This is a genomic window from Kiloniella sp. (assembly GCF_048259265.1).
In the GTDB taxonomy this organism is placed as follows: Bacteria; Pseudomonadota; Alphaproteobacteria; order Kiloniellales; family Kiloniellaceae; genus Kiloniella.
In genome coordinates this window covers 1-18,091 of record NZ_JBLXHT010000007.1, presented here as the reverse complement: position 1 = coordinate 18,091, position 18,091 = coordinate 1, and the positions used below count along the sequence as shown (strand labels likewise).

At 45.9% G+C, this 18,091-nt stretch carries 21 protein-coding genes; 15 read left to right on the top strand and 6 right to left on the bottom strand.

Annotated elements, in window-relative coordinates; all coding sequences use genetic code 11:
• Positions 1-53 precede the first annotated feature (53 nt).
• Complete coding sequence (locus ACN0QW_RS12140; RefSeq protein ID WP_417431845.1) at positions 54-503, top strand: terminase small subunit; 450 nt, start codon at positions 54-56, stop codon at positions 501-503.
• Positions 504-555: 52 nt separating this feature from the next.
• A complete protein-coding gene (locus tag ACN0QW_RS12135; RefSeq protein ID WP_417431843.1) occupies positions 556-2,019 on the top strand; it encodes a terminase in 1,464 nt (487 codons plus the stop codon).
• A gap of 35 nt (positions 2,020-2,054) precedes the next feature.
• Here ACN0QW_RS12135 and ACN0QW_RS12130 read toward each other — a convergent pair whose 3' ends face one another.
• Together ACN0QW_RS12130 and ACN0QW_RS12125 are read right to left on the bottom strand one after the other, a co-directional pair.
• The gene (locus ACN0QW_RS12130) at positions 2,055-2,534 is read right to left on the bottom strand and encodes a hypothetical protein (RefSeq protein ID WP_417431841.1); all 480 of its coding nucleotides are present in this window, start codon (positions 2,532-2,534) and stop codon (positions 2,055-2,057) included.
• Positions 2,535-2,627: 93 nt separating this feature from the next.
• The gene (locus ACN0QW_RS12125; RefSeq protein ID WP_417431839.1) at positions 2,628-2,963 is read right to left on the bottom strand and encodes a hypothetical protein; all 336 of its coding nucleotides are present in this window, start codon (positions 2,961-2,963) and stop codon (positions 2,628-2,630) included.
• Between the two features lie 58 nt (positions 2,964-3,021).
• Here ACN0QW_RS12125 and ACN0QW_RS12120 point away from each other — a divergent pair, with 58 nt between their 5' ends.
• Positions 3,022-3,894: a hypothetical protein gene (locus ACN0QW_RS12120; RefSeq protein ID WP_417431837.1), complete on the top strand. Its 873-nt coding sequence runs from the start codon at positions 3,022-3,024 to the stop codon at positions 3,892-3,894.
• A gap of 15 nt (positions 3,895-3,909) precedes the next feature.
• On the opposite strand, the gene ACN0QW_RS12115 is transcribed toward ACN0QW_RS12120, so the two are convergent.
• Complete coding sequence (locus ACN0QW_RS12115) at positions 3,910-4,527, bottom strand: hypothetical protein (protein ID WP_417431835.1); 618 nt, start codon at positions 4,525-4,527, stop codon at positions 3,910-3,912.
• 421 nt (positions 4,528-4,948) lie between these two features.
• On the opposite strand from ACN0QW_RS12115, the gene ACN0QW_RS12110 reads away from it, so the two are divergent.
• Positions 4,949-5,131: a hypothetical protein gene (locus ACN0QW_RS12110; protein WP_299372233.1), complete on the top strand. Its 183-nt coding sequence runs from the start codon at positions 4,949-4,951 to the stop codon at positions 5,129-5,131.
• A gap of 590 nt (positions 5,132-5,721) precedes the next feature.
• Here ACN0QW_RS12110 and ACN0QW_RS12105 read toward each other — a convergent pair.
• The 3 genes from ACN0QW_RS12105 to ACN0QW_RS12095 all read right to left on the bottom strand — a co-directional run bounded on the left by ACN0QW_RS12105 (position 5,722) and on the right by ACN0QW_RS12095 (position 7,344).
• Positions 5,722-5,883, bottom strand: coding sequence for a hypothetical protein (locus ACN0QW_RS12105; protein ID WP_299372230.1), 162 nt, complete (start codon positions 5,881-5,883; stop codon positions 5,722-5,724).
• A gap of 144 nt (positions 5,884-6,027) precedes the next feature.
• Positions 6,028-6,681 (bottom strand): hypothetical protein, encoded by a 654-nt coding sequence (locus ACN0QW_RS12100; RefSeq protein ID WP_417431833.1) that lies wholly within the window; start codon positions 6,679-6,681, stop codon positions 6,028-6,030.
• Positions 6,682-6,684: 3 nt separating this feature from the next.
• Positions 6,685-7,344, bottom strand: a complete 660-nt coding sequence (locus ACN0QW_RS12095) for a hypothetical protein (protein ID WP_417431831.1) — start codon at positions 7,342-7,344, stop codon at positions 6,685-6,687.
• A gap of 380 nt (positions 7,345-7,724) precedes the next feature.
• On the opposite strand from ACN0QW_RS12095, the gene ACN0QW_RS12090 reads away from it, so the two are divergent.
• The 11 genes from ACN0QW_RS12090 (at position 7,725) to ACN0QW_RS12040 (ending at position 17,290) form a co-directional block, all read left to right on the top strand.
• Positions 7,725-8,519, top strand: coding sequence for a hypothetical protein (locus tag ACN0QW_RS12090; RefSeq protein WP_417431829.1), 795 nt, complete (start codon positions 7,725-7,727; stop codon positions 8,517-8,519).
• Positions 8,519-8,830, top strand: a complete 312-nt coding sequence (locus ACN0QW_RS12085) for a hypothetical protein (protein ID WP_417431827.1) — start codon at positions 8,519-8,521, stop codon at positions 8,828-8,830. Before ACN0QW_RS12090 ends, ACN0QW_RS12085 begins: the two co-directional genes overlap by 1 nt.
• Before the next feature lie 207 nt (positions 8,831-9,037).
• Positions 9,038-10,699 carry a portal protein gene (locus ACN0QW_RS12080; RefSeq protein ID WP_417431825.1) on the top strand — a complete coding sequence of 554 codons (1,662 nt, stop codon included), beginning with the start codon at positions 9,038-9,040 and terminating at the stop codon, positions 10,697-10,699.
• 2 nt (positions 10,700-10,701) lie between these two features.
• Positions 10,702-10,983: a hypothetical protein gene (locus tag ACN0QW_RS12075; protein WP_417431824.1), complete on the top strand. Its 282-nt coding sequence runs from the start codon at positions 10,702-10,704 to the stop codon at positions 10,981-10,983.
• Positions 10,976-11,776 (top strand): hypothetical protein, encoded by an 801-nt coding sequence (locus ACN0QW_RS12070; RefSeq protein ID WP_417431823.1) that lies wholly within the window; start codon positions 10,976-10,978, stop codon positions 11,774-11,776. The genes ACN0QW_RS12075 and ACN0QW_RS12070 overlap by 8 nt, the downstream gene beginning before the upstream one ends.
• Before the next feature lie 2 nt (positions 11,777-11,778).
• Positions 11,779-12,798: a major capsid protein gene (locus ACN0QW_RS12065; protein ID WP_417431822.1), complete on the top strand. Its 1,020-nt coding sequence runs from the start codon at positions 11,779-11,781 to the stop codon at positions 12,796-12,798.
• Between the two features lie 43 nt (positions 12,799-12,841).
• Entirely contained in the window at positions 12,842-13,264 is a 423-nt protein-coding gene (locus tag ACN0QW_RS12060; RefSeq protein WP_417431820.1) for a Bbp16 family capsid cement protein, read from the top strand.
• Positions 13,264-13,500 (top strand): hypothetical protein, encoded by a 237-nt coding sequence (locus tag ACN0QW_RS12055; protein WP_417431818.1) that lies wholly within the window; start codon positions 13,264-13,266, stop codon positions 13,498-13,500. The genes ACN0QW_RS12060 and ACN0QW_RS12055 overlap by 1 nt, the downstream gene beginning before the upstream one ends.
• A gap of 104 nt (positions 13,501-13,604) precedes the next feature.
• The gene (locus tag ACN0QW_RS12050) at positions 13,605-14,183 is read left to right on the top strand and encodes a hypothetical protein (protein ID WP_417431816.1); all 579 of its coding nucleotides are present in this window, start codon (positions 13,605-13,607) and stop codon (positions 14,181-14,183) included.
• Positions 14,183-15,946, top strand: a complete 1,764-nt coding sequence (locus ACN0QW_RS12045; RefSeq protein ID WP_417431814.1) for a hypothetical protein — start codon at positions 14,183-14,185, stop codon at positions 15,944-15,946. The genes ACN0QW_RS12050 and ACN0QW_RS12045 overlap by 1 nt, the downstream gene beginning before the upstream one ends.
• A 48-nt stretch (positions 15,947-15,994) precedes the next feature.
• On the top strand, positions 15,995-17,290 hold the full coding sequence (locus ACN0QW_RS12040; protein WP_417431812.1) for a hypothetical protein: 1,296 nt from the start codon (positions 15,995-15,997) through the stop codon (positions 17,288-17,290).
• Positions 17,291-18,091 lie beyond the last annotated feature (801 nt).

Genomic DNA, 18,091 nt, shown 5'->3' with positions numbered 1-18,091 from the left:
TGGATTTGTAGACATCGCTTCCCCATTTCTGTTTTATATCTGGGGGAAGAAAAATGAGTGATCCGGATCTAAAGCAGCCGTTGAGCGAACGACAAAAGAGGTTTGTCGAAGAATATCTGGTGGATCTAAATGCCACGCAAGCGGCACTTCGGGCAGGTTATAGCCCCAAGTCAGTCAAACAAAATACCAACCGAACGCTGAAAAATCCTTTGGTGCAAGCGGCCATTGAACATGCGAAGGCCGCGCGTTCCCAACGTTTACAGGTCGATGCTGATTACGTTCTGAAAGGGGCGGTGGAACTGTTTGAGCGTTGTATGCAGCGCAGCCCGGTTGCGGATGCAGATGGTGAATACAAATTCCAGCATACCGGGGCAGGAAAGGCGTTAGAGATTATCGGGCGGCATGTGTCGGTTCAGGCCTTTAAGGAAAAGGTTGAAATGTCGATTGAAAATGAACTGGTTGATCGCCTGATGCGCGGGCGCAAACGCCTAAAGAATAAGTAAATTTTCTCGTCTTCTTGTCACCATTTTTCCTATCTGATTATAGAGGTATCTAATGACCCATGGGGTTGATCTGGATCTTGCCGAAGATTGCGCGCAGTTCTATGCAAATCCGCTTGGCTTTGTTCTGTGGGCCTTTGATTGGGGACAGGGTGAATTGGTCGACTTTGAAGGCCCGCGCGACTGGCAGTTGGCCTATCTGGAAGATCTGGGCGTGCAAATCACAGAACGCGGATTTGACGGGCTGCACCCCGTTGCCCCGATGGATATGGCGACAGCTTCTGGGCATGGTATTGGTAAATCAGCAATGTCGGCGTGGCTTATTCTCTTTATTATGTCAACGCGGCCCTTTGCCAAAGGGGTTGTGACGTCGAATACAAGCGATCAGCTGCGCACGAAAACCTGGGCCGAGTTGGGGAAATGGCACAAGCGTTGTCTGACCGGGCATTGGTTTAACTATAGCGCAAGCAAAGGCAATATGGCGCTGGTCCATAAACGTCACCCCGAAAGCTGGCGGTGTGATGCGCAGACCTGTCGCGAGGAAAATTCGGAAAGCTTTGCCGGACTGCACGCCGCGAATTCCACGCCCTTTTATCTGTTCGATGAAGCATCAGCCGTGCCCGATAAAATCTGGGAAGTTTCGGATGGCGGCCTGACCGATGGCGAGCCCATGCGCTTTGTCTTTGGCAACCCGACAAGAAACTCGGGACGCTTTTTTGAATGTTTTAATCGGTTACGCCATCGTTGGAAAACCAGACAAATTGATAGCCGTTCAGTGGATGGAACCAACCAGAACCTGATGCAGCAATGGGTCGAGGATTACGGCGAAGACAGTGACTTTGTTCGTGTGCGTGTGCGCGGTGTGTTCCCAAGAGCAGGATCAACGCAGTTTATCAGTGGTGCGATTGTTAAAGCGGCCCGAAATCGCCAGCTTTCGGCGCAACCACAAGATCCCCTTGTCATTGGTGTGGACGTTGCCCGGTTTGGCGATGACCAATCGGTGATTTTGATACGGCAGGGGCGTAAGGTGCTGGAGATCAAAAAGTACCGGGTGGATACGATGACACTGGTCGGACATGTGGTTGAGGTCATATGTCAATATCGTCCTGACGGTGTACTGGTTGACGGCGTGGGTGTTGGTGGCGGCGTTGTCGATCGCCTCAAGCAATTGGGGCATGACTGCATTGATGTGAATGCCGGGGGCAGAGCGCAGGACCAGAAGACCTACATGAACAAGCGCGCTGAAATGTGGGGCAAGATGCGCGACTGGCTCAAGGGGTGTGATATTCCCGCTGATGATCAGGAACTTGAAACAGATCTCACCGCTATTGAGTACGGCTTTGATGCCAAGAACAGGCTACAACTCGAGCGCAAGGAAGACATGAAAAAGCGCGGGTTGCATTCGCCAGACGTGGCAGACGCATTGGCGTTGACCTTTGCCGAAGATATCGTGAAGTGGTCTGAGGATGACTACGGCGATATGGACGTGGCTATCTCGGATTATGAGCCGGGGGGGTGATAAGATACACTAAGGCCCTCGGGGCCTTTTTTGACTCACTCTTCACTTTTTAGATCGCTTTTTGCTAACTCAATCATTTTTTCTATGCATTTACCTATAGCTGAGAGCTCTTTACTTAGAGCAATCATCTCATCTTGCTCTTTTTGGATTGTAGTAATATTTGTTTTGTGGGCTTTAAGATGCTTTAGCGCTTCATCGGATATGTAAAACCCCCCTATGTCGATGAATAAAGAAAGTTGCTCTCTTGCATGAATGGCGTTTTCTCTAAGTTTATCTTCAAGCTCTTCATTTACCTCTCGTTTGTTTTTTATTGATTCAAGGAATTCATATGTTATGGCTTTTTCATGGTGTAAGGCTTCAAGTATATCTGTGTAAGCTTCAACCTTTTTCACCCACCACTTCTCAGAGCGGAATTTTTTCAAAGCTCGATCTGCAGTGTATTTAGCTGACAGTAATGCTATGAGCCCCGCAATGATTACTGTTGCTATCTGGCCTAAGGATATGTGCTCACCCAAGTTTCTGATCCCCCATTGTGTTCTAACTTAATATCTCGTATGATTCTCACTGGTTAGCTCGCCCAAAGGCTCTGTGTTTGCGGGGCTTTTTTGTTATGAGTTTTTACCTTCAAACCAGCAATCTTGTGACACTGTGTTGCCAAAACAGAATCTTTCAAAGGAAGCCGCCTCTTCGATAGGCACGTATCGGCAATGAGTGTTGTTTGATTTACAGACTCTTGCATTTACATCTCTTGCCAGTTTCTGCGCATCTTTACGACAGATCCAATCTGAGACGTCGGGACCTGAGCAATTTCGAAGTTTGGCGTCTTCTTGGCGTTCTACGCCTGCTATAGCAGCCCCTACTCGAATTAACTCTATTGGCGTGCAAGAAGCCAGCACTAAAGACAGTAGCAAAACACCAAGTCGAACAAACATAATCACCCCCATAATCTGCTCTTATATTGAGAGTGGGCAGGAAAAGAGTCAACTATAAGGAGTTTGTAATATGGCAGAATCAAGAGGTCGTCCGGGTTCTCACGGTCCAGGGGGAAGGAACTCCAATAATAACGGTAATGGGAACCAAGGACCTGATTTTGGCGGTGGTGGCGATAGAGATCGCGACAGACCAAGAAACACTCGTGGGTTTCAGCCATCCCCTGCGCCCGTAAGAGGAAAGACAAAAACGTTTTCCATTTCAGACGGTATCCATTCCCCAGAGGCTCAGGCTGCGGCTACAGAGGCACATCGACGCGCAAATAGAATTGGGGTGTATGCGGGTCTTGGGCCAGAGAAAATTGACTTTGATGATATGAAGGCTTTAAGCCAGTATCCGACGGGAACGCCTAAGAACATAGCCGCAAAAAAAGAACATCAAAAATCACTTGCGCGGTCCTATCGCGGGAGCATGTCTTCAACTTTAGCCAGCTTGGGGTCGAGTTTACTGAGTGGTGTGAATTCCGAATTCACTGTTGATGATGAGGGGAATATTGGTTTTCGAGATAGTTACGCACCCACCGATCAGGCTTTAAGCTTCGGGCTTAGGTCGGCCAACCCAATTATAGGTGGGCTTTCAAAGTTAAGTGACCTTGCTTCATTCGCTGGTTACTCTCCGCATCAATCGGTTTCAGGATTTCGGTCAATAGGCGAAGCTACGGACCAGCGGGTAAAAGGTGACCAGCAACGTAGAGCTGCGCGTGAGGGTGATAATGGTAGCTCCAAGCTCAAGTCACTTACAGAGCGTGCTCAACAAGTTCTTTATCCGCAGGAAGAAGACAAGCCGCAGTTTGGTGTAGGTGTGAGCCAGGGTAAGTCAAAGGTGCGGAGAGCGCCGCAGTTGTCTGCGTTGAATGTAAAGCGTAAGCAATATGGGCGGGGATGAGTTGAAGTTGATCAGTCAAGATCGTGGTGGAATATTATTTTCCAAGGTTTGCAAAGCTGCCTCTGCCTTGTTCGCACAGTTCGACGGATAGCTGTAGCGATGTTTAACGAACCATCTGTGATCAACAACGTATAGTTTGAGAACCGATTTTGTATTTTGGAATTGAAATATTCCTTGGTGACCTGTGTAACCATTGTCGACAGTTGGTTGTTCCGTGATCACTTGTGCGCCTGAATAACCGTACAGAATTTGTTTTTTGACTGTTGAATATTCCTGTTCAAGCCAGGATGCCTCTATGGAATTGATAACGTCTTGATCTGTACCGATCAATTGCATACTCGGGGTCGGGTAGAGATAAATAGTAACTGTAAGATTACAGGGATCATTTTGTAGTTTATACCCGGCACCAACGTCTAAACCCTGTTTATCAAAGCGCGTTAATGAAACCCGTTGAAAGCTTTCGACGGTAGCAGGTAATCTGAATGTACTTTCTGGATGTAGGTAAGTTTCTGAGGTTTGAATCTCAACAGGTCGATTGCTCGTCGGGTTTTCGGGGAGAGCCGTTTGGTGTTTTTGGCATCCGAAAAGGGTGATTAGTAGTAGCAAGAAGCTGATTTTAAATAGCTTATTCATGTTAAGAAGGCCCTGATGATTATTGATTGGGTCAGACTTTGAACGGTACATGGGTGTTTTCTGTGATTTTATGAACGTAAGTGGATGATATGTACGTAGAAATCGTGAAATGATGAGAAAATAATTTCCGTGATCGAAAGGTGGTTATTTTAAGTATGTCAGTGAAGGGTATTTATCAACCTTGAATATGCTTTTCTGTTTTGGGAGTAAGCGGAAAGGAAGTCTTGTGACCGCTGCGTGATGTTCCTTTTTGTATGAAGATATTTGCCAGTATTTTCTGTTTAAAACCTGTTACCACTCAGGGGAGAGTATTTTATGGAAAGGGCGTATATTCAAAGGGGGTAATTTTTATATGAACCGTTTTGGTATTTATTCCGACTAACACTATAATTCGTGATGAAATATCGTGTCGGAGGACAAAATGGGGTTTATTCTTTTTCTTACAGGTCTTGTCGGTGTCGCCTTTGGGATGTGGGGCATGTATACGGATGCTGGCCGGGTGAGGTTTGATGAAATGGATGGCCTTTACCCGATGTTCAGCGCTTTGGCTGGCGGGATCTTGATTATCATTTCCATCATCGTGATTTATTATCGTAGTCGATAAAGAATAGGCCCTTCAGGCCGCATTAGAACTTGTCAAAGCTGCGTGCGAGAAAGAACAAACAGGGCAGGGCTGCGTATACTGTTGCAACCAAAAGCCAGAATTGGGTGAGCTGATAGTAGATATCGGGCTGATTAACAAAGAGAAAGTAACAGATTCCCCCAACATAGAGAATTGTCAGGACCATACTTATGGTGGGTGTAACGCGTTCGCTAACCCAAACCGACAAGCAAAGATGGGGAAAGAGTACCAGTAAAAACAGGTCTAAGAACCGTTGTTTGGATAACATCAGAGGGGATTGCCCTGTCTTGTTTGGATTGTCTGCATCTAGGTATTTCTTATAGGGAGCTTTAACCCAAATCTCGGTTTTATCATGAGGCTGTTTCTAATTTGGGGAATAGTGGGCAAGGGCTATTATGAAGTCAAGAAATGATGAAATAGCGATTTTTTCAGAAAATGATTGAAAAGGTACCTAATTTGATTAGGGTTAGGTGCGACTGATTGATTGTACCGAGCGCCGCAAACCTTTACTAGGGGCGCGGCGTTTTGGGTTTTTGCTAGGTATTTTGATCCAGAAATCTCTGTATGATGAGTTAGCGACGCATATTTCCAAGTGCGTACCCAATGATGGAGCCAACCAGCAACAAAAACACTGTCGTAGCCCCAAAGGCACCACCGATAAAAATGATACTAAGCCAACCTATGGCGAGAGCAATTGTTGCGCCGATCAGGGCGCCAAGAAAACTATTTTTCATGGTTATTTGCCGTGATAATATGTCCTTATGGTTGTAGTTATTCTGGATTAAAAATTGATATTGGTCAAGTTATTGGTGTGATAAAAGTATGACTCTGAGGGCAAATTTTTATGGCAAAATTACCGTGTTTCGTCGGGTAAATCACTAGAAGATACTACGGTATTCCCTGTAAAGATCCATAGGTTTGAAGATACAAGCCATGGGGTCATATTCTGTTGCTGGACGAACGACATTCGTCTTTTTTTGCAGGGCTTTATTATCTTTTTCTGTAAGGGGAATGCCCTGGGCCATTTTGTTGTAAGCTGTTCTGTGTTCCGATGTCATCAGATTGTTCCAGGTGTCGTCGGTATTACAGGCGCATATACCGGATTTTTCTTTTGGCGTTAAATTCAACAGTCTGCTGATTGTTTTCCTCATGAAAGATTTCTGTTTCGCTGTGATTTGCGGGTGATCAATATAGGCGTTGAATTCTTCGACTAGGCCGCCTTTTATCAGGTTTGTTTCTATATGATTGAAACATGTCAGGTAAGGAATTGATTTTCCCGGTTGATCAAACTGCCCAATGACTTCCCCTAATTTCTCTAAATATTCTGGCGGATACTTTACAAATTCACCTTCTCTCAATTGACGGGCGAGTTCTTGTTCATCAACGGATTGAGCGTGAGAAATATTGCTTATTATGAAAGTCAGAATGCAAAATGTGACGGCAATAAAGCGCGTAGGTGTAATCCGGTTAGTTTTTATACTTTGGTTTATTTCATCTGGAGCAGAATATTGGTTTGCCGAAAAGTTTGGCACTTATCAGAACCTGAAACGCGTTTTTAACTCATTGTATAAGCCCATGGGTACAAGCGTACATTTTACTGATTTTGGTATTTTTCCATAAGGCTTTGTTGCGACCGGTGTGTGTGCGAGATTCAGTATCTCTACCGAGGTTGTGTCAATCCCCAATGCCAGTTTGTAAAATGTTTCTTTCTGATTATCAGGAAAGTCTTTCCATGTGTAATCAGCCATACAAGCGGCGGTTTTGGAAGATTCATCCGGTGTCATGTTGAGGATACGGTCTTTCAGTTTTTCAAAAAATACAATATGGGAATGGGGCGCGCCCGGTTTTGATTTTAAGTCATCAAATAACTTTGCAACCTTTTGCCGTTCAGCCGGGTCCGTGATGTCTTGATAATTATAGCGGTAGATGACGGCTTTACCGGGGGTGTCGACCTGCTCTCTGTCCAATGCCAGCATATCAAGGGTTTTTTGATCGTAGTGTTTAAATTCACCAGATGTAAGTGCATGTTTTAGCTGAAAAGTATTGGTTATGCTCTTCGCCATATGCAGAGGGTAATGCCGCGAATAGTTATAGTCAGATTTTGTCTGTATCGCGGCTTTGTCGTTATGGGGTGAGGATGTTGTCTGGCAAGCAGTTATAACAAGCAATAAAATCAGTGATGTAATGATACGCATTTTAAAGTCTTAATGTGGTGGAAGGTGGGGGATGATATTCAACTATGAATAACGGTAAAGTGTTAATGTACTGAGTTCAAATAATTTTATCCAATATTTGCAGATAAGTGAAAGAGAAGTACCATTAAATAAAGCCTGCAAAGTCCTATGATACTTTTTATTCCATCTAAATCGTAGCTAATATCGTTATGGGAAAATCCGTCTTTCAAAAAAGCTCCATAGAAAGTGGGGCTTTTTTTATGGGCAATAGGATGCGCGTTGCAAGACAGCAGCATCAAAGATAGTCGCAAACAACACGTTTGGACAAACCAAATAACCCCAATTATCTGCTCTTAGGATGAGAGTGGTTTTTTTTATATCAGCTATAAGGAGTTAAGGCGATGGCATCCAGAGCAGGACCAGCCGGTGCAGGCAATGCAGATGCGGCAAGCGGAAAAGATATGGGGCGCGATGGAGCTCGAGGAGGGTATGATAAACCTGGCAAAGGTTGGCAACACACGCCTGACCCTCCCCCTGGTTATTCTGGGAGTAGGGTTGATTGGTCCAGACAATATAATCGTGCTCATGGAATTGCGACGGCGAAGCTCAGTCCTCTCACAAAAAGTCAATTGGATAATATTCAAGCCGCTGCTTCACCTGTAGAACGCAGAGCGCTTGCCAGAACTTACGCAAAAATAAATAACCCCGGTACTTATACTTTTTCTCGGATTGCAAGCGCTTTTCTGCCGGGAATTGATGCCTATCCAACCTATTCTCTGGATACAGAAACCTTTGGCCAGCCAGCCTGGAGTAAATCATATAACCCAGGAAAACAGGCACTTTCATTTCTTTCTAGAAGTCATGGTTATGCTGGTTTAGTGGGGCAGGCTTCGAAGTTTGCTTCTTGGGCCGGGTACCCAATCGGGAAATCCTATAACAGTGAAGTTTTGGATAGTGTGCAACGACAACAGAGTGCGGTTGCCGCAGGACGACGAAGCTTACAAAGGGAAGGAGAGCAAACGAGGGGGAAATCTATTTTTGATCGAGCCTCGCAACAATTATATCCCGAAGTTTTACCCGAGGAAGATCAGTTGAATTTAGCTGTCGGGGTGACACAAGGGAAATCACCTGTTCGCAGGGCACCAAATCTTTCAGTACTAAAAGCCAGACGAGCTAATTTCGGGAGGGTGAGATAATGCAACTGACTTCGACGAATTATCGGGCGCCACGCCCAGCCAGAAAATCTGAGGCGTCTGAGGGAATTCTTGTGTCCCAAAAGGCACGACAGAATTCTGGTTGGTCATTTGGTTCCTCGCAGGGACGTTTTGAGGATACGCGGAGCTTGAGGACGATCAGGCGTTCCCCAGAGGATGTTTTGTATCCAAATGCAAACAAACCAACGTCTTTGTTATCTCCTTATACAAGCTTAACCCCATCACCTGTTCGACGAGTTCGCGGTCTGGCGACGTTGAATTTACATCGCCCTGAGTATAGCAAAATTCGATAAGAATTTTCTTCGTTATACTTTGTTTGAGTAAGTGGATAACGGTATATTCGTTCTTGGATAAATAGGTCCTCTTAACGGCGAACTCTGTGGGCAATTTAATTGCTGTCTAGTGTTTTAACGATCATGGCGGATACGTCTTGAACCCCTCGTATTAAATGCGAGGGGTTTTGTTTTGTGGGGATGAGATAACAGTGAACTGGAGATCTTATGGAGCTTGCTGAGAAGGTAATTAATCGTCAGGCTGCGCTGGCGAATGAACGATCCAAGTTTGACAAGATCTGGGTGGAAACGGCTGAACGCCTTGATCCCTTCGGTTCAATACTAGAGGGCAAACGAGGGGACATGTCAAAAATGTTCAGTTCCCGCCCTTTACAGGATTTGGCACGTTTTTCTGCCGCAATTGAAAGTCTGCTTATTCCACGGGGGTCAATCTGGCATGGGCTGGAGCCTGTGGATGACAGCTTGAGAGAAAACGATGACATTCAGGCCTGGGCAGAACAGCGCACCAAAAAGCTCTTTTCAGTGCGTTACATGGCAAAATCAGGGTTCGTTTCAAACACACAACGGATGTTTCGATCATTGGGATGTTATGGCAATCAGGTCCTGATGACGGAAGAAGTCCTTTCCAGGGGGCCGGGCGGCGAAGATTTACCGCCTATTCGATATCGTATGATCCCGATTATTGAATGCTTTTTGGCAACCACGGCCTGGGGGCAGGTGGATACCTTCTACCGTGTCTATAAACTTACCCTACGGCAGATCATTGATGAATTTGGTCTGGAAGCTTTGCCTGAGTTTTTGACGACCCGATTGGATAAACCAGATTTATTGGAAGAAAAGCTTGAAATTATCCACGCCATCGACACGACCCTGAGCGGAGATACGCAAACTTTACTTCCTTGGCCGTCTGTTCATGTGTTGAAAGGTCATCATCATGTGTTGAGGCAGTCCGGCTATTACGAGTTTCCCATTCACGCGTCATCATTCGTAGAGAGTGACGGCGAAGCCTATGGCTGGGGACCGGGCATGATGGCCTTGCCGGATATCAAACAGCTCAATGTCATGAACAAAACAACAATTGCGGCGGCTGAACAGGCGGTGTCCCCCGCTTTTGCGACGGTTCAAAAGCTTAAGCGCAGGTTGAACCTGAGTGCCAATGCGATCAACCCGGATCTGATCACGGATGATGGCCGCCTGAAAATTCAGCCTATTGTTACGGGAGCGCGGCCGGACATTGGCGAACAACTGATTGCCAAGAAGCAGCAGGATATCAGCGCTAATTTCTATGGTGATCTTTGGCAGATCCTTGTGAACAAGCCAGATATGACGGCTTATGAAGCGGCGTTGCGGGCACAGGAAAAGAACGAACTGATTGGGCCACCATTTGCCAAGCAGGAAGAAATGCTGGCGTCTATGGTGATGCGTGAAAATGCAATTCTGGAACGACAGGCAGAGGACGGCATTATTGATTTGCCTCCTCGACCGGATGGATTAGAGGGAAAAAGCCTGACCCTGAAATTTACCAGTCCCATGGCCAAATTACGTCGGGCGGCAGAAGATGTTGGTATTCAACGGACGCTGGAAACAGCGGCGCAACAGGCTCAGTTCGACCCGACGATTATGGATAACTTTGATCACGACCGGATTATTCGCGCACGCGCAGATATTAATGGCATGCCCGCAGATTTGATGCGTCCAGTCGAAGAGGTGCAGGCAAGTCGACAGGCAAAGATAGAAGCCGAACAACAGCAGTTGATGGCGGCCCAGCAAGCGCAGGATGTTGACACTGCCGGAAAAGCCTTACCGATTATGGAAGCGTTGGGGGCGGCTGGACTTACCCCCGATCAAATCCCGGAAGGAGAGGGTTAAATATGCTCAAAGGTTGGCCTTTTTCCCTGCAAAAACAACACGAACTTGTCGAAGCTTATAATCGGCTTTTTGCGTCAAGCGATGGTCAGATCGTTCTGGCTGATATTCTTGAACAAGCGCAGGCCTTTGAAGCCACGCCACCGGATGGACCGTCGATTTTTAACGACGGAAAACGGGCTGTTGCGTTCGATATTCTGCGTAAAGCGTCGGTTAGTTCTGACTTGCGCGCAGAGTTGGCAAAAGCGGCTTATCTAAAACAAGAGGAAGATACACAGTATGAGTGATGATCCCGGTTCTTCACAACCTTTACCAGATCAGCCCGCATCGCAAGATAGCGGGTTTTTTTATGCCGAAAACACAGGCGATGCTGATGGTATGAATACATCGCTTTCCGGGCAGAATGACGTTTCTGCAAACGAGGGCGGACAGGACCGTGATGGTCATTTGACGAACAGTCCAACGGGTCAGGAAACTAATCAAGGAGCTGATCAAACTACTGGGCAGGACGGATTTATCAAGTTGCCGTCATATGACGGCAATGAAGATGAAGTTGATGCCTTTTATGCGGCGTTGGGTGTGCCCGAAACACCGGACGGCTACGAGCTACAAGTTCCCGAAGAACTGAGTTCTCAACATAGCGAAGAAGACTGGAAAGCATACACGGGTGCCATTAGTGAACTATCGCACGCGCTGGGCCTTTCACCGGATCAGGCACAGGCGCTGGCCGATATGGACCTGCAAGCCAAGACACAGTCTATGGAGAACATGGAGCGTGAACAGGAACAGTATCTAAGCCAACAAATTGAGGAAACCACGCAAACGCTAAGCGATGAGTGGGGATCCAAAATGGATGTGAATGTCAGAACTGCCAATCGGGCCCTGAAGGCACTGGGTGGTTCTGAACTTGAGGGGGTGTTGTCTGAGGCCGGGGTTCTGAACGATCCCGTTGTCATTCGCGCCTTTCATAAAGCTGGCCTCTCCCTGGTAGAGGACAGCAGCCCCGGCGGTGCCGGTGCAACCAGACGCAACAAATCTGCTGCGGAAATTCTCTACCCATCATCTACTAAGGAAGGCTGATTATGGCTACACTTGGAAATACTTTTGTCGATCTTATCGATATTTATAAACAAACTGATCCAAATGGTTCTACGGCAACCATTATTGAGCTTCTCAAACAGCAAAATCCTATTTTGGATGATGCGATTGCAATGGAGTGTAACAAAGGATCAGAACACCTGCATACCATTCGTACTGGTTTGCCGTCAGTTTCCTGGGGGGCATTGTATCAGGGGATCACACAATCTAAAGCCAAGCAACAGCAGGTTACGGATACAACGGGTTATCTGGAAGCTTTGGCAACCATTGATGAACGTGTTTTGAGCCTGTCAAAAAATGAAGCAGGTGTCCGACTTAACGAGGCCATGGCGTTCATGGAATCAATGAACCAGGAAGCGGCTTCGGGTCTGTTTTATCATGACACAGCCTCTACCCCGGAAAAGTTCAAAGGGCTTTCTGCACGCTTTAACGCCATCGGTGGCGGCGGTGCTGGTGAACAGGTTATCGATGCCGGGGGAACAGGATCTGACAACACGTCGATTTGGTTCGTAACCTGGGGTGATCGTCACTGTCATCTGCTTTATCCGCAAGGCACAAAAGCTGGCTTGCAGCGTGATGATATGGGACGCCAGCGCGTTTTGGATGAAAACAGCAATCCGTATTATGTGAAGGAAGAAAAATTCACATGGCATCTTGGTCTTGCTGTGAAGGACTGGCGCTATGTATCGCGTGTTGCCAACATCGATGTGTCCGAAATGCAGGCGGGTAATGTGAAGCTGTATGATTTCATGCGCAAAGCCTATTACAAGCTACAAAGTCGCATTCGTCGCGGGGATGCGGCAGGTGGTCGTCAGGTTATTTATTGTAACCGTGATGTGCTTGAAGCACTGGATGCACTGGCGACCAATGCCGGGGCCGGAGACAACTTTGTTCGCTTGAAAGACAGTGAACTGGAAGGTCAGGAAGTTCTGACCTATCGCGGTATTCCAATTCGTGAAACCGATGCGTTGCTCAATAGCGAAGCGCGCGTTCTGTCTGCTTAATCCTTATTCAAACTTAAGGGCCAAATTTAGAGAGAGATTTAATATGATCCATAGTAAGCAACTCACCTTCTCTGATCAGCAGGCAATTACCAGTACTGCTGCATCAACCAACATTCTTGATCTTGGTACTACCGGAACTGTTGTCGGGGCATCTGCCGCGTTACCAAGTAATCCCGGTGATGGTACTGCGGTGCCGTTGAATGTACAGGTGACAGAGGATTTCAATAATCTGACGTCACTTAAGATCGGGATTGAAGTGGATAGCACATCAAGCTTCTCTTCACCACGTGAAGTGTTGTCTCAGTCTATTGTGCGGGCCGATCTAGTCGCAGGAAAGCAAACGTCTTTCCATATTCTGCCCAAAGGTCTGGATGAACGCTATATGCGTCTGCGTTATACCGTGACGGGCACAAACCCGACCAACGGTAAAATTTCAGCGGCAATCGTGGCTGGCGTGCAGAGTTAATGACGCTGAGGACAAGATCAGCAAAAGCAACTGGTGCAAAGGGATCGCGTGGTTCTGCCAAAGCAGTAACTGTTGAAAGCCTTTCTGATGCAAAAGCAACTGAGCCAAAAGCTGAAACGTTGAATGTACGCGCTATTGCTTTGGGGTATTACGGTGCCCAGCTCAGGGAAGAAGGGGATACCTTTGACTTGAGAGAGGTTGAACATTTTTCGTCCAGTTGGATGGAGAGGGTTTGATGTCATCAAGGATTGAGTTCCTTTGATGTTTGAGAAAGCGGGAGATCGGAAAGCCGATCTCTCGCTTTTTGTATTATTTCCACAATTACAGGTCAGGAAAACAGATGAGCAGCAAGGTTGAAATCTGTCGGGATGCATTGCAGATCCTGGGCGACAAATCGATTGTCAGTCTGGAAGATAGCAGTAAGGAAGCACGACAGTGCAAGATTGCCTATCCCAGAGCGGTAGAGACTGTGTTGCGAACTTATCCTTGGTCGTGTGCGATCCGACGGGTCAAGCTGGCGGCATCCGCGGAAACATCTGCCTTTGGCGAGTGGAAACGATATCGCCGTCCGGTTGATGATATTCAGGTTTTGCCGATTACAACGACAGGTGAAGCCAATGGTTTGCCCGTGACCTATCAACTAGAGGGACGGTATATTCTGTGTCATCAAAACGCACCACTTTATTACCGCTATATCAGCAGTGAAGTTGAGCCATCTGACATGCCGCCGGACTTGCGTCGTGTTGTGGCCGCTCAATTGGCGGTGAGGCTGGCTGAGGTTCTGACCGGATCGCAAACCAAACTGAATATGGCGCTTGGTCTCTATCGGAATGATTTGGCTCAGGCAAAAGCCAATGACATGATGGAAGACGGTATAAGCGATATTATATCCTCGTCTTGGGTGGAGGCGCGAAACTGATGCCGCCAAGAACCCTTCAGGCCAGCTTTGTTCGCGGTGAGATAACGCCCCGCTTACACGGGCGGGAAGATACGCAGCTTTATCAAACTGGATTGGCCCTGTGTGAAAACTGGATCGTTTTGCCGCACGGGGGTATGACGCGTCGTCCGGGAACACGATTTGTCGCAAAGGCAAAACATGCGGATAAACAATGCCGCCTTATTTCGTTCGAATATTCGACAGAAGATGCCTATATTCTGGAAATTGGTAATCTTTATATGCGGTTTTACCGTGATTTCGGGCAGATAGAAAAAGATGCTGCGCCTTATGAGATTACGACACCTTATAAGGAAGAAGAGCTGTTTGATCTGGTTTTTACCCAGACGGAAAACAGTCTTTGGATTGTGCACAAGGATCACCCGCCTAAAGAGCTGAAACGAAATGATCATGCGGATTGGGCCTTGGCGGATATTACCTTTACCGCCAAGCCGTCGGAATGGAAGGCCGGGAATTATCCCAGACGCTGTTCCTTTTACCAGCAGCGGTCTATTTTTGCCTCACCACCAGATCAACCACAAACCATCTGGACATCGAAAACATCTAATGAGAAAAATTTCACTTTAGGCACCAATGCCGACGATGCGTTCAAAGCCACGATCAAGGCCGGACAGGTCAATCACATTCAATGGATGGTCGAAGGACGTGCCCTGATGATGGGGACATCCGGGGCCACAAGAACTTTGAGCGGATCTTCGGCGAATGAAGCCCTGACCGTCACATCGGTCATCAATCGCCGCCATACTACCGAGGGGTCTGCCGCCATTCCACCCATCCAGAAGGGGGAAGTTGCCCTCTTTCTAAGCCGGAATAGAAAAAGGTTACACGAGTTTGTTTTCTCTTTTGAGCGAGACAGCTTTATTGCGCCGGATCAGACTTTTTTATCTCAACATATAACGGGAACCGGGATCAAGGATATGGACATGGTCAATGACCCTGATTCCATTATCTGGATGGTTCGGGATGACGGTCAGTTGGTTGGTGTTACCTATGAAAAATCGCAAGAAGTTGTTGCGTTTCATCGCCACAAGCTTGGTGGTTCAACAGACGAGCACGATTGGGGTGAAGTTGAAACCGTTGCTGTGACCTATGAAGCCAAGCGGGAAGTTCTGTGGCTGTCGGTCAAGCGTAAAGTCAATGGAGAAATCGTGCGCCACATTGAATTTATGGAAGCCGGGTTTGATGATGGTCGGGATAAAAAAGATGCCTTTTTTGTGGATTGCGGCGGAACCTATGAAGGGGACGCGGCCAATACGATTAACGGTTTTGATCATCTTATCGGGCAAGAGGTGGATATCCTGCACGATGGCAAGGTATCCCCACGATCAATGGTGGAAAATGATGGCAAGGTTTCGTTAAAAAATAACCGCACAGGTTTGAAAATTACCGCCGGGTTGCCTTATCAGTCTGTCGTACAGCCTCTATCCCCGATTGTCGCGCTGCAAAATGGTACCGGCAGAGGTAAGAAAAAGCGTGTTGTTTCTATGGGCGTGGATGTCATGAACACAGGAACAATTGAAGCCGGAGACAGCCTGCAAGATACGCAAACGCATATCTTCCGCGATGGATCAACACCGTTCGGCCAATCCCCGGATCTCTATACCGGATATCTGGAAATTGATCCGGAAAACGGCTTTAGCGACAAAGCACAAATTTTCATCAGAGCAAGACAGCCGCTTCCGGCCACGATCCGGTCACTCATCACTGAAGTACAATCCGAGGGGTAGTTCCTCTCTCGTTCTGCTTTTACATGGTCGTTCTAATTGAGGAATAAAATGGATAACACTCATCGTTTAGAAGAGTTTCGTCGTTCATTAAAAGTTCCTGAGAGCTCTGCTGAACTCTTAGGAAATATTAATGTGAACACTAAAGAGGGTACTAAAAGTTTCTATAAAGCTTATGCCGAAATTGCTTTAGTTCTCGAAGAAAATCCAGAAATATTAGGAGTCAACCGAGATGATCCTGACTATGATAAAACGAAAACATGGTTTGAGCGAGCAGCGGAAATTAACAGTGATGATCCTAGAAGTTCCGCGAATAAATTTATACGAGCCGTCTCAAAATATGGATTACTTTATTCAGGAAAATCTCTAAGTATTAAAGATAATACAAGAAAAGACGCCACCAAAGACCGTTTAGATGAAACAACAGAGATTATTGGTCGCGGGGTAGTCAATCACGTTATAAATAAGCTGCAAAAGCATGAAGATGAGATAAATAAGCAGCAGAGTAAAGAGAGCAGAAATACTGAAAAATATCTTAAACGTAATAGAAAATTGCCAGGTATCAGTGAAATTATTAATGCGGAAATTGATGGTGCTCTAAAAAAAGGAGAACAGGATTTAGCCGGTTGGGGAGGTGCGTTTTATTTTTGGGATCATGAGCTCGGGTCAGGTAAAACTATTGGTGACGTAATAAAGGAAGATCCTGAAAAACTTGAGAAATTTTTGGCAATTAATGCGGCTGCGACCAGATATTCTATGGGGTCGGAATTGTATGAAGACTTTGCTGAATGGGAGTTTTCTGATGGTATCTTATTTGGCATAAGCGCCCCAATACCAATGTATTTAAAGGCTGAAATTTTTGAGAGAGCTGCAACAGGTAATTATTCGGGGGCAGTGAATCAAGTTGATGGCTACGTATATAGTGATAAAGAAAAACGATGGATTAAGTATGATGGTAAATCTCTTGGTCATGAGTTTGATTCTGTATCATTCGATACTGCAGAAGGAATCAAGTTGAATCTTAGAAGGCAAGCTCGTCTAAAACATCAAAACACTGATTTTGATAGTATAGATGTGCTTGGAAACCATGATAATACAAGCAATGTTGCTCCTGTTCATAGGGATCAAAGTTATTTGGATCAAATCAATCCCGAGATTTTTTTGCCTGGATATGATGACTTTGAATTCTGGTCAGGGAAAAAGAGTGATTTGCGTCAAGGAACACAAGAAGGTGTAAATCATCTTGATCGCGATAAAGAACAAGAAAATTTGGGATTTTTAAATGGCTTTCCCCGGAATTCTTTGATGTCTTCTCAAGCGAACAGGCAATCAAAATCTATTCACTGACCCACTCTTTTGGCCTTTGAAAACAAGATAGCTGCTTAGAGATAGAGGAGTTATTACTAAAACAACGCTACCCACTAAAAAAATATAAAATAGGAAGAATGTATAATCTTCCCAATGTTTTGCGGTCGCGATGCCATGGTTTGCTCCTACTGTTTCCAAAAGAATAGGCGGGTACAGTTCAGATAGTGTGTCATAGCAAAAAACAGTAGCAAATATGAGCCATATGACAGACATAAATAGCGCTGCATATTTAAGGTAATATATGAAGTTGGGCGGTAAAGTTAACCAGTTTTTCAAAGCTTTGAAGTCGTTATTCAGTTTTCTCCTTTTTGCTAGGTAAACAGGAATTGTTATCGACAGAAGTAGGACGATTATGAGGGGGAAGATCAATACTGTTGATAAAAACATTCCCCAATATTTTCTGTAAATATAAATATCGGGGGGGCGTGCCCCAGCTGAAGTACATTGTGAAATCAGATGGTTTTGCAAACACTAGGGATATCTACAGAAGTACACAGAAGATGGTTGCAGAGACGCAAGCGAGTATACTGTAAGCCAAGCAACGGTTTTTGAATTCAGCTTCTATTTTATCGATTAGAGAATGCATAGATAATAGCACCTATTTATATAATGCACGCAATGCTAGGGTGTGGACTCAATTGATCCAACATCTAATTGAGAAAAGGAATAGCATGTTTAGGAAGTTTGCTCCCTTTTTCTCAAACCTTGTTGCCAGCCGTCTCATATCCTTCATTTTACAAAAGAAACGCTCCACAATATTTCTCATTGCATAAAGGTTCT

Coding starts and splice junctions, on each gene's coding strand:
- ACN0QW_RS12140 (WP_417431845.1), top strand. CDS start 54: ATGAGTGATCCGGATCTAAAGCAGCCGTTGAGCGAACGACAAAAGAGG.
- ACN0QW_RS12135 (WP_417431843.1), top strand. CDS start 556: ATGACCCATGGGGTTGATCTGGATCTTGCCGAAGATTGCGCGCAGTTC.
- ACN0QW_RS12125 (WP_417431839.1), bottom strand. CDS start 2,963: ATGGGGGTGATTATGTTTGTTCGACTTGGTGTTTTGCTACTGTCTTTA.
- ACN0QW_RS12120 (WP_417431837.1), top strand. CDS start 3,022: ATGGCAGAATCAAGAGGTCGTCCGGGTTCTCACGGTCCAGGGGGAAGG.
- ACN0QW_RS12115 (WP_417431835.1), bottom strand. CDS start 4,527: ATGAATAAGCTATTTAAAATCAGCTTCTTGCTACTACTAATCACCCTT.
- ACN0QW_RS12110 (WP_299372233.1), top strand. CDS start 4,949: ATGGGGTTTATTCTTTTTCTTACAGGTCTTGTCGGTGTCGCCTTTGGG.
- ACN0QW_RS12105 (WP_299372230.1), bottom strand. CDS start 5,883: ATGAAAAATAGTTTTCTTGGCGCCCTGATCGGCGCAACAATTGCTCTC.
- ACN0QW_RS12095 (WP_417431831.1), bottom strand. CDS start 7,344: ATGCGTATCATTACATCACTGATTTTATTGCTTGTTATAACTGCTTGC.
- ACN0QW_RS12090 (WP_417431829.1), top strand. CDS start 7,725: ATGGCATCCAGAGCAGGACCAGCCGGTGCAGGCAATGCAGATGCGGCA.
- ACN0QW_RS12085 (WP_417431827.1), top strand. CDS start 8,519: ATGCAACTGACTTCGACGAATTATCGGGCGCCACGCCCAGCCAGAAAA.
- ACN0QW_RS12080 (WP_417431825.1), top strand. CDS start 9,038: ATGGAGCTTGCTGAGAAGGTAATTAATCGTCAGGCTGCGCTGGCGAAT.
- ACN0QW_RS12075 (WP_417431824.1), top strand. CDS start 10,702: ATGCTCAAAGGTTGGCCTTTTTCCCTGCAAAAACAACACGAACTTGTC.
- ACN0QW_RS12070 (WP_417431823.1), top strand. CDS start 10,976: ATGAGTGATGATCCCGGTTCTTCACAACCTTTACCAGATCAGCCCGCA.
- ACN0QW_RS12065 (WP_417431822.1), top strand. CDS start 11,779: ATGGCTACACTTGGAAATACTTTTGTCGATCTTATCGATATTTATAAA.
- ACN0QW_RS12060 (WP_417431820.1), top strand. CDS start 12,842: ATGATCCATAGTAAGCAACTCACCTTCTCTGATCAGCAGGCAATTACC.
- ACN0QW_RS12055 (WP_417431818.1), top strand. CDS start 13,264: ATGACGCTGAGGACAAGATCAGCAAAAGCAACTGGTGCAAAGGGATCG.
- ACN0QW_RS12050 (WP_417431816.1), top strand. CDS start 13,605: ATGAGCAGCAAGGTTGAAATCTGTCGGGATGCATTGCAGATCCTGGGC.
- ACN0QW_RS12045 (WP_417431814.1), top strand. CDS start 14,183: ATGCCGCCAAGAACCCTTCAGGCCAGCTTTGTTCGCGGTGAGATAACG.
- ACN0QW_RS12040 (WP_417431812.1), top strand. CDS start 15,995: ATGGATAACACTCATCGTTTAGAAGAGTTTCGTCGTTCATTAAAAGTT.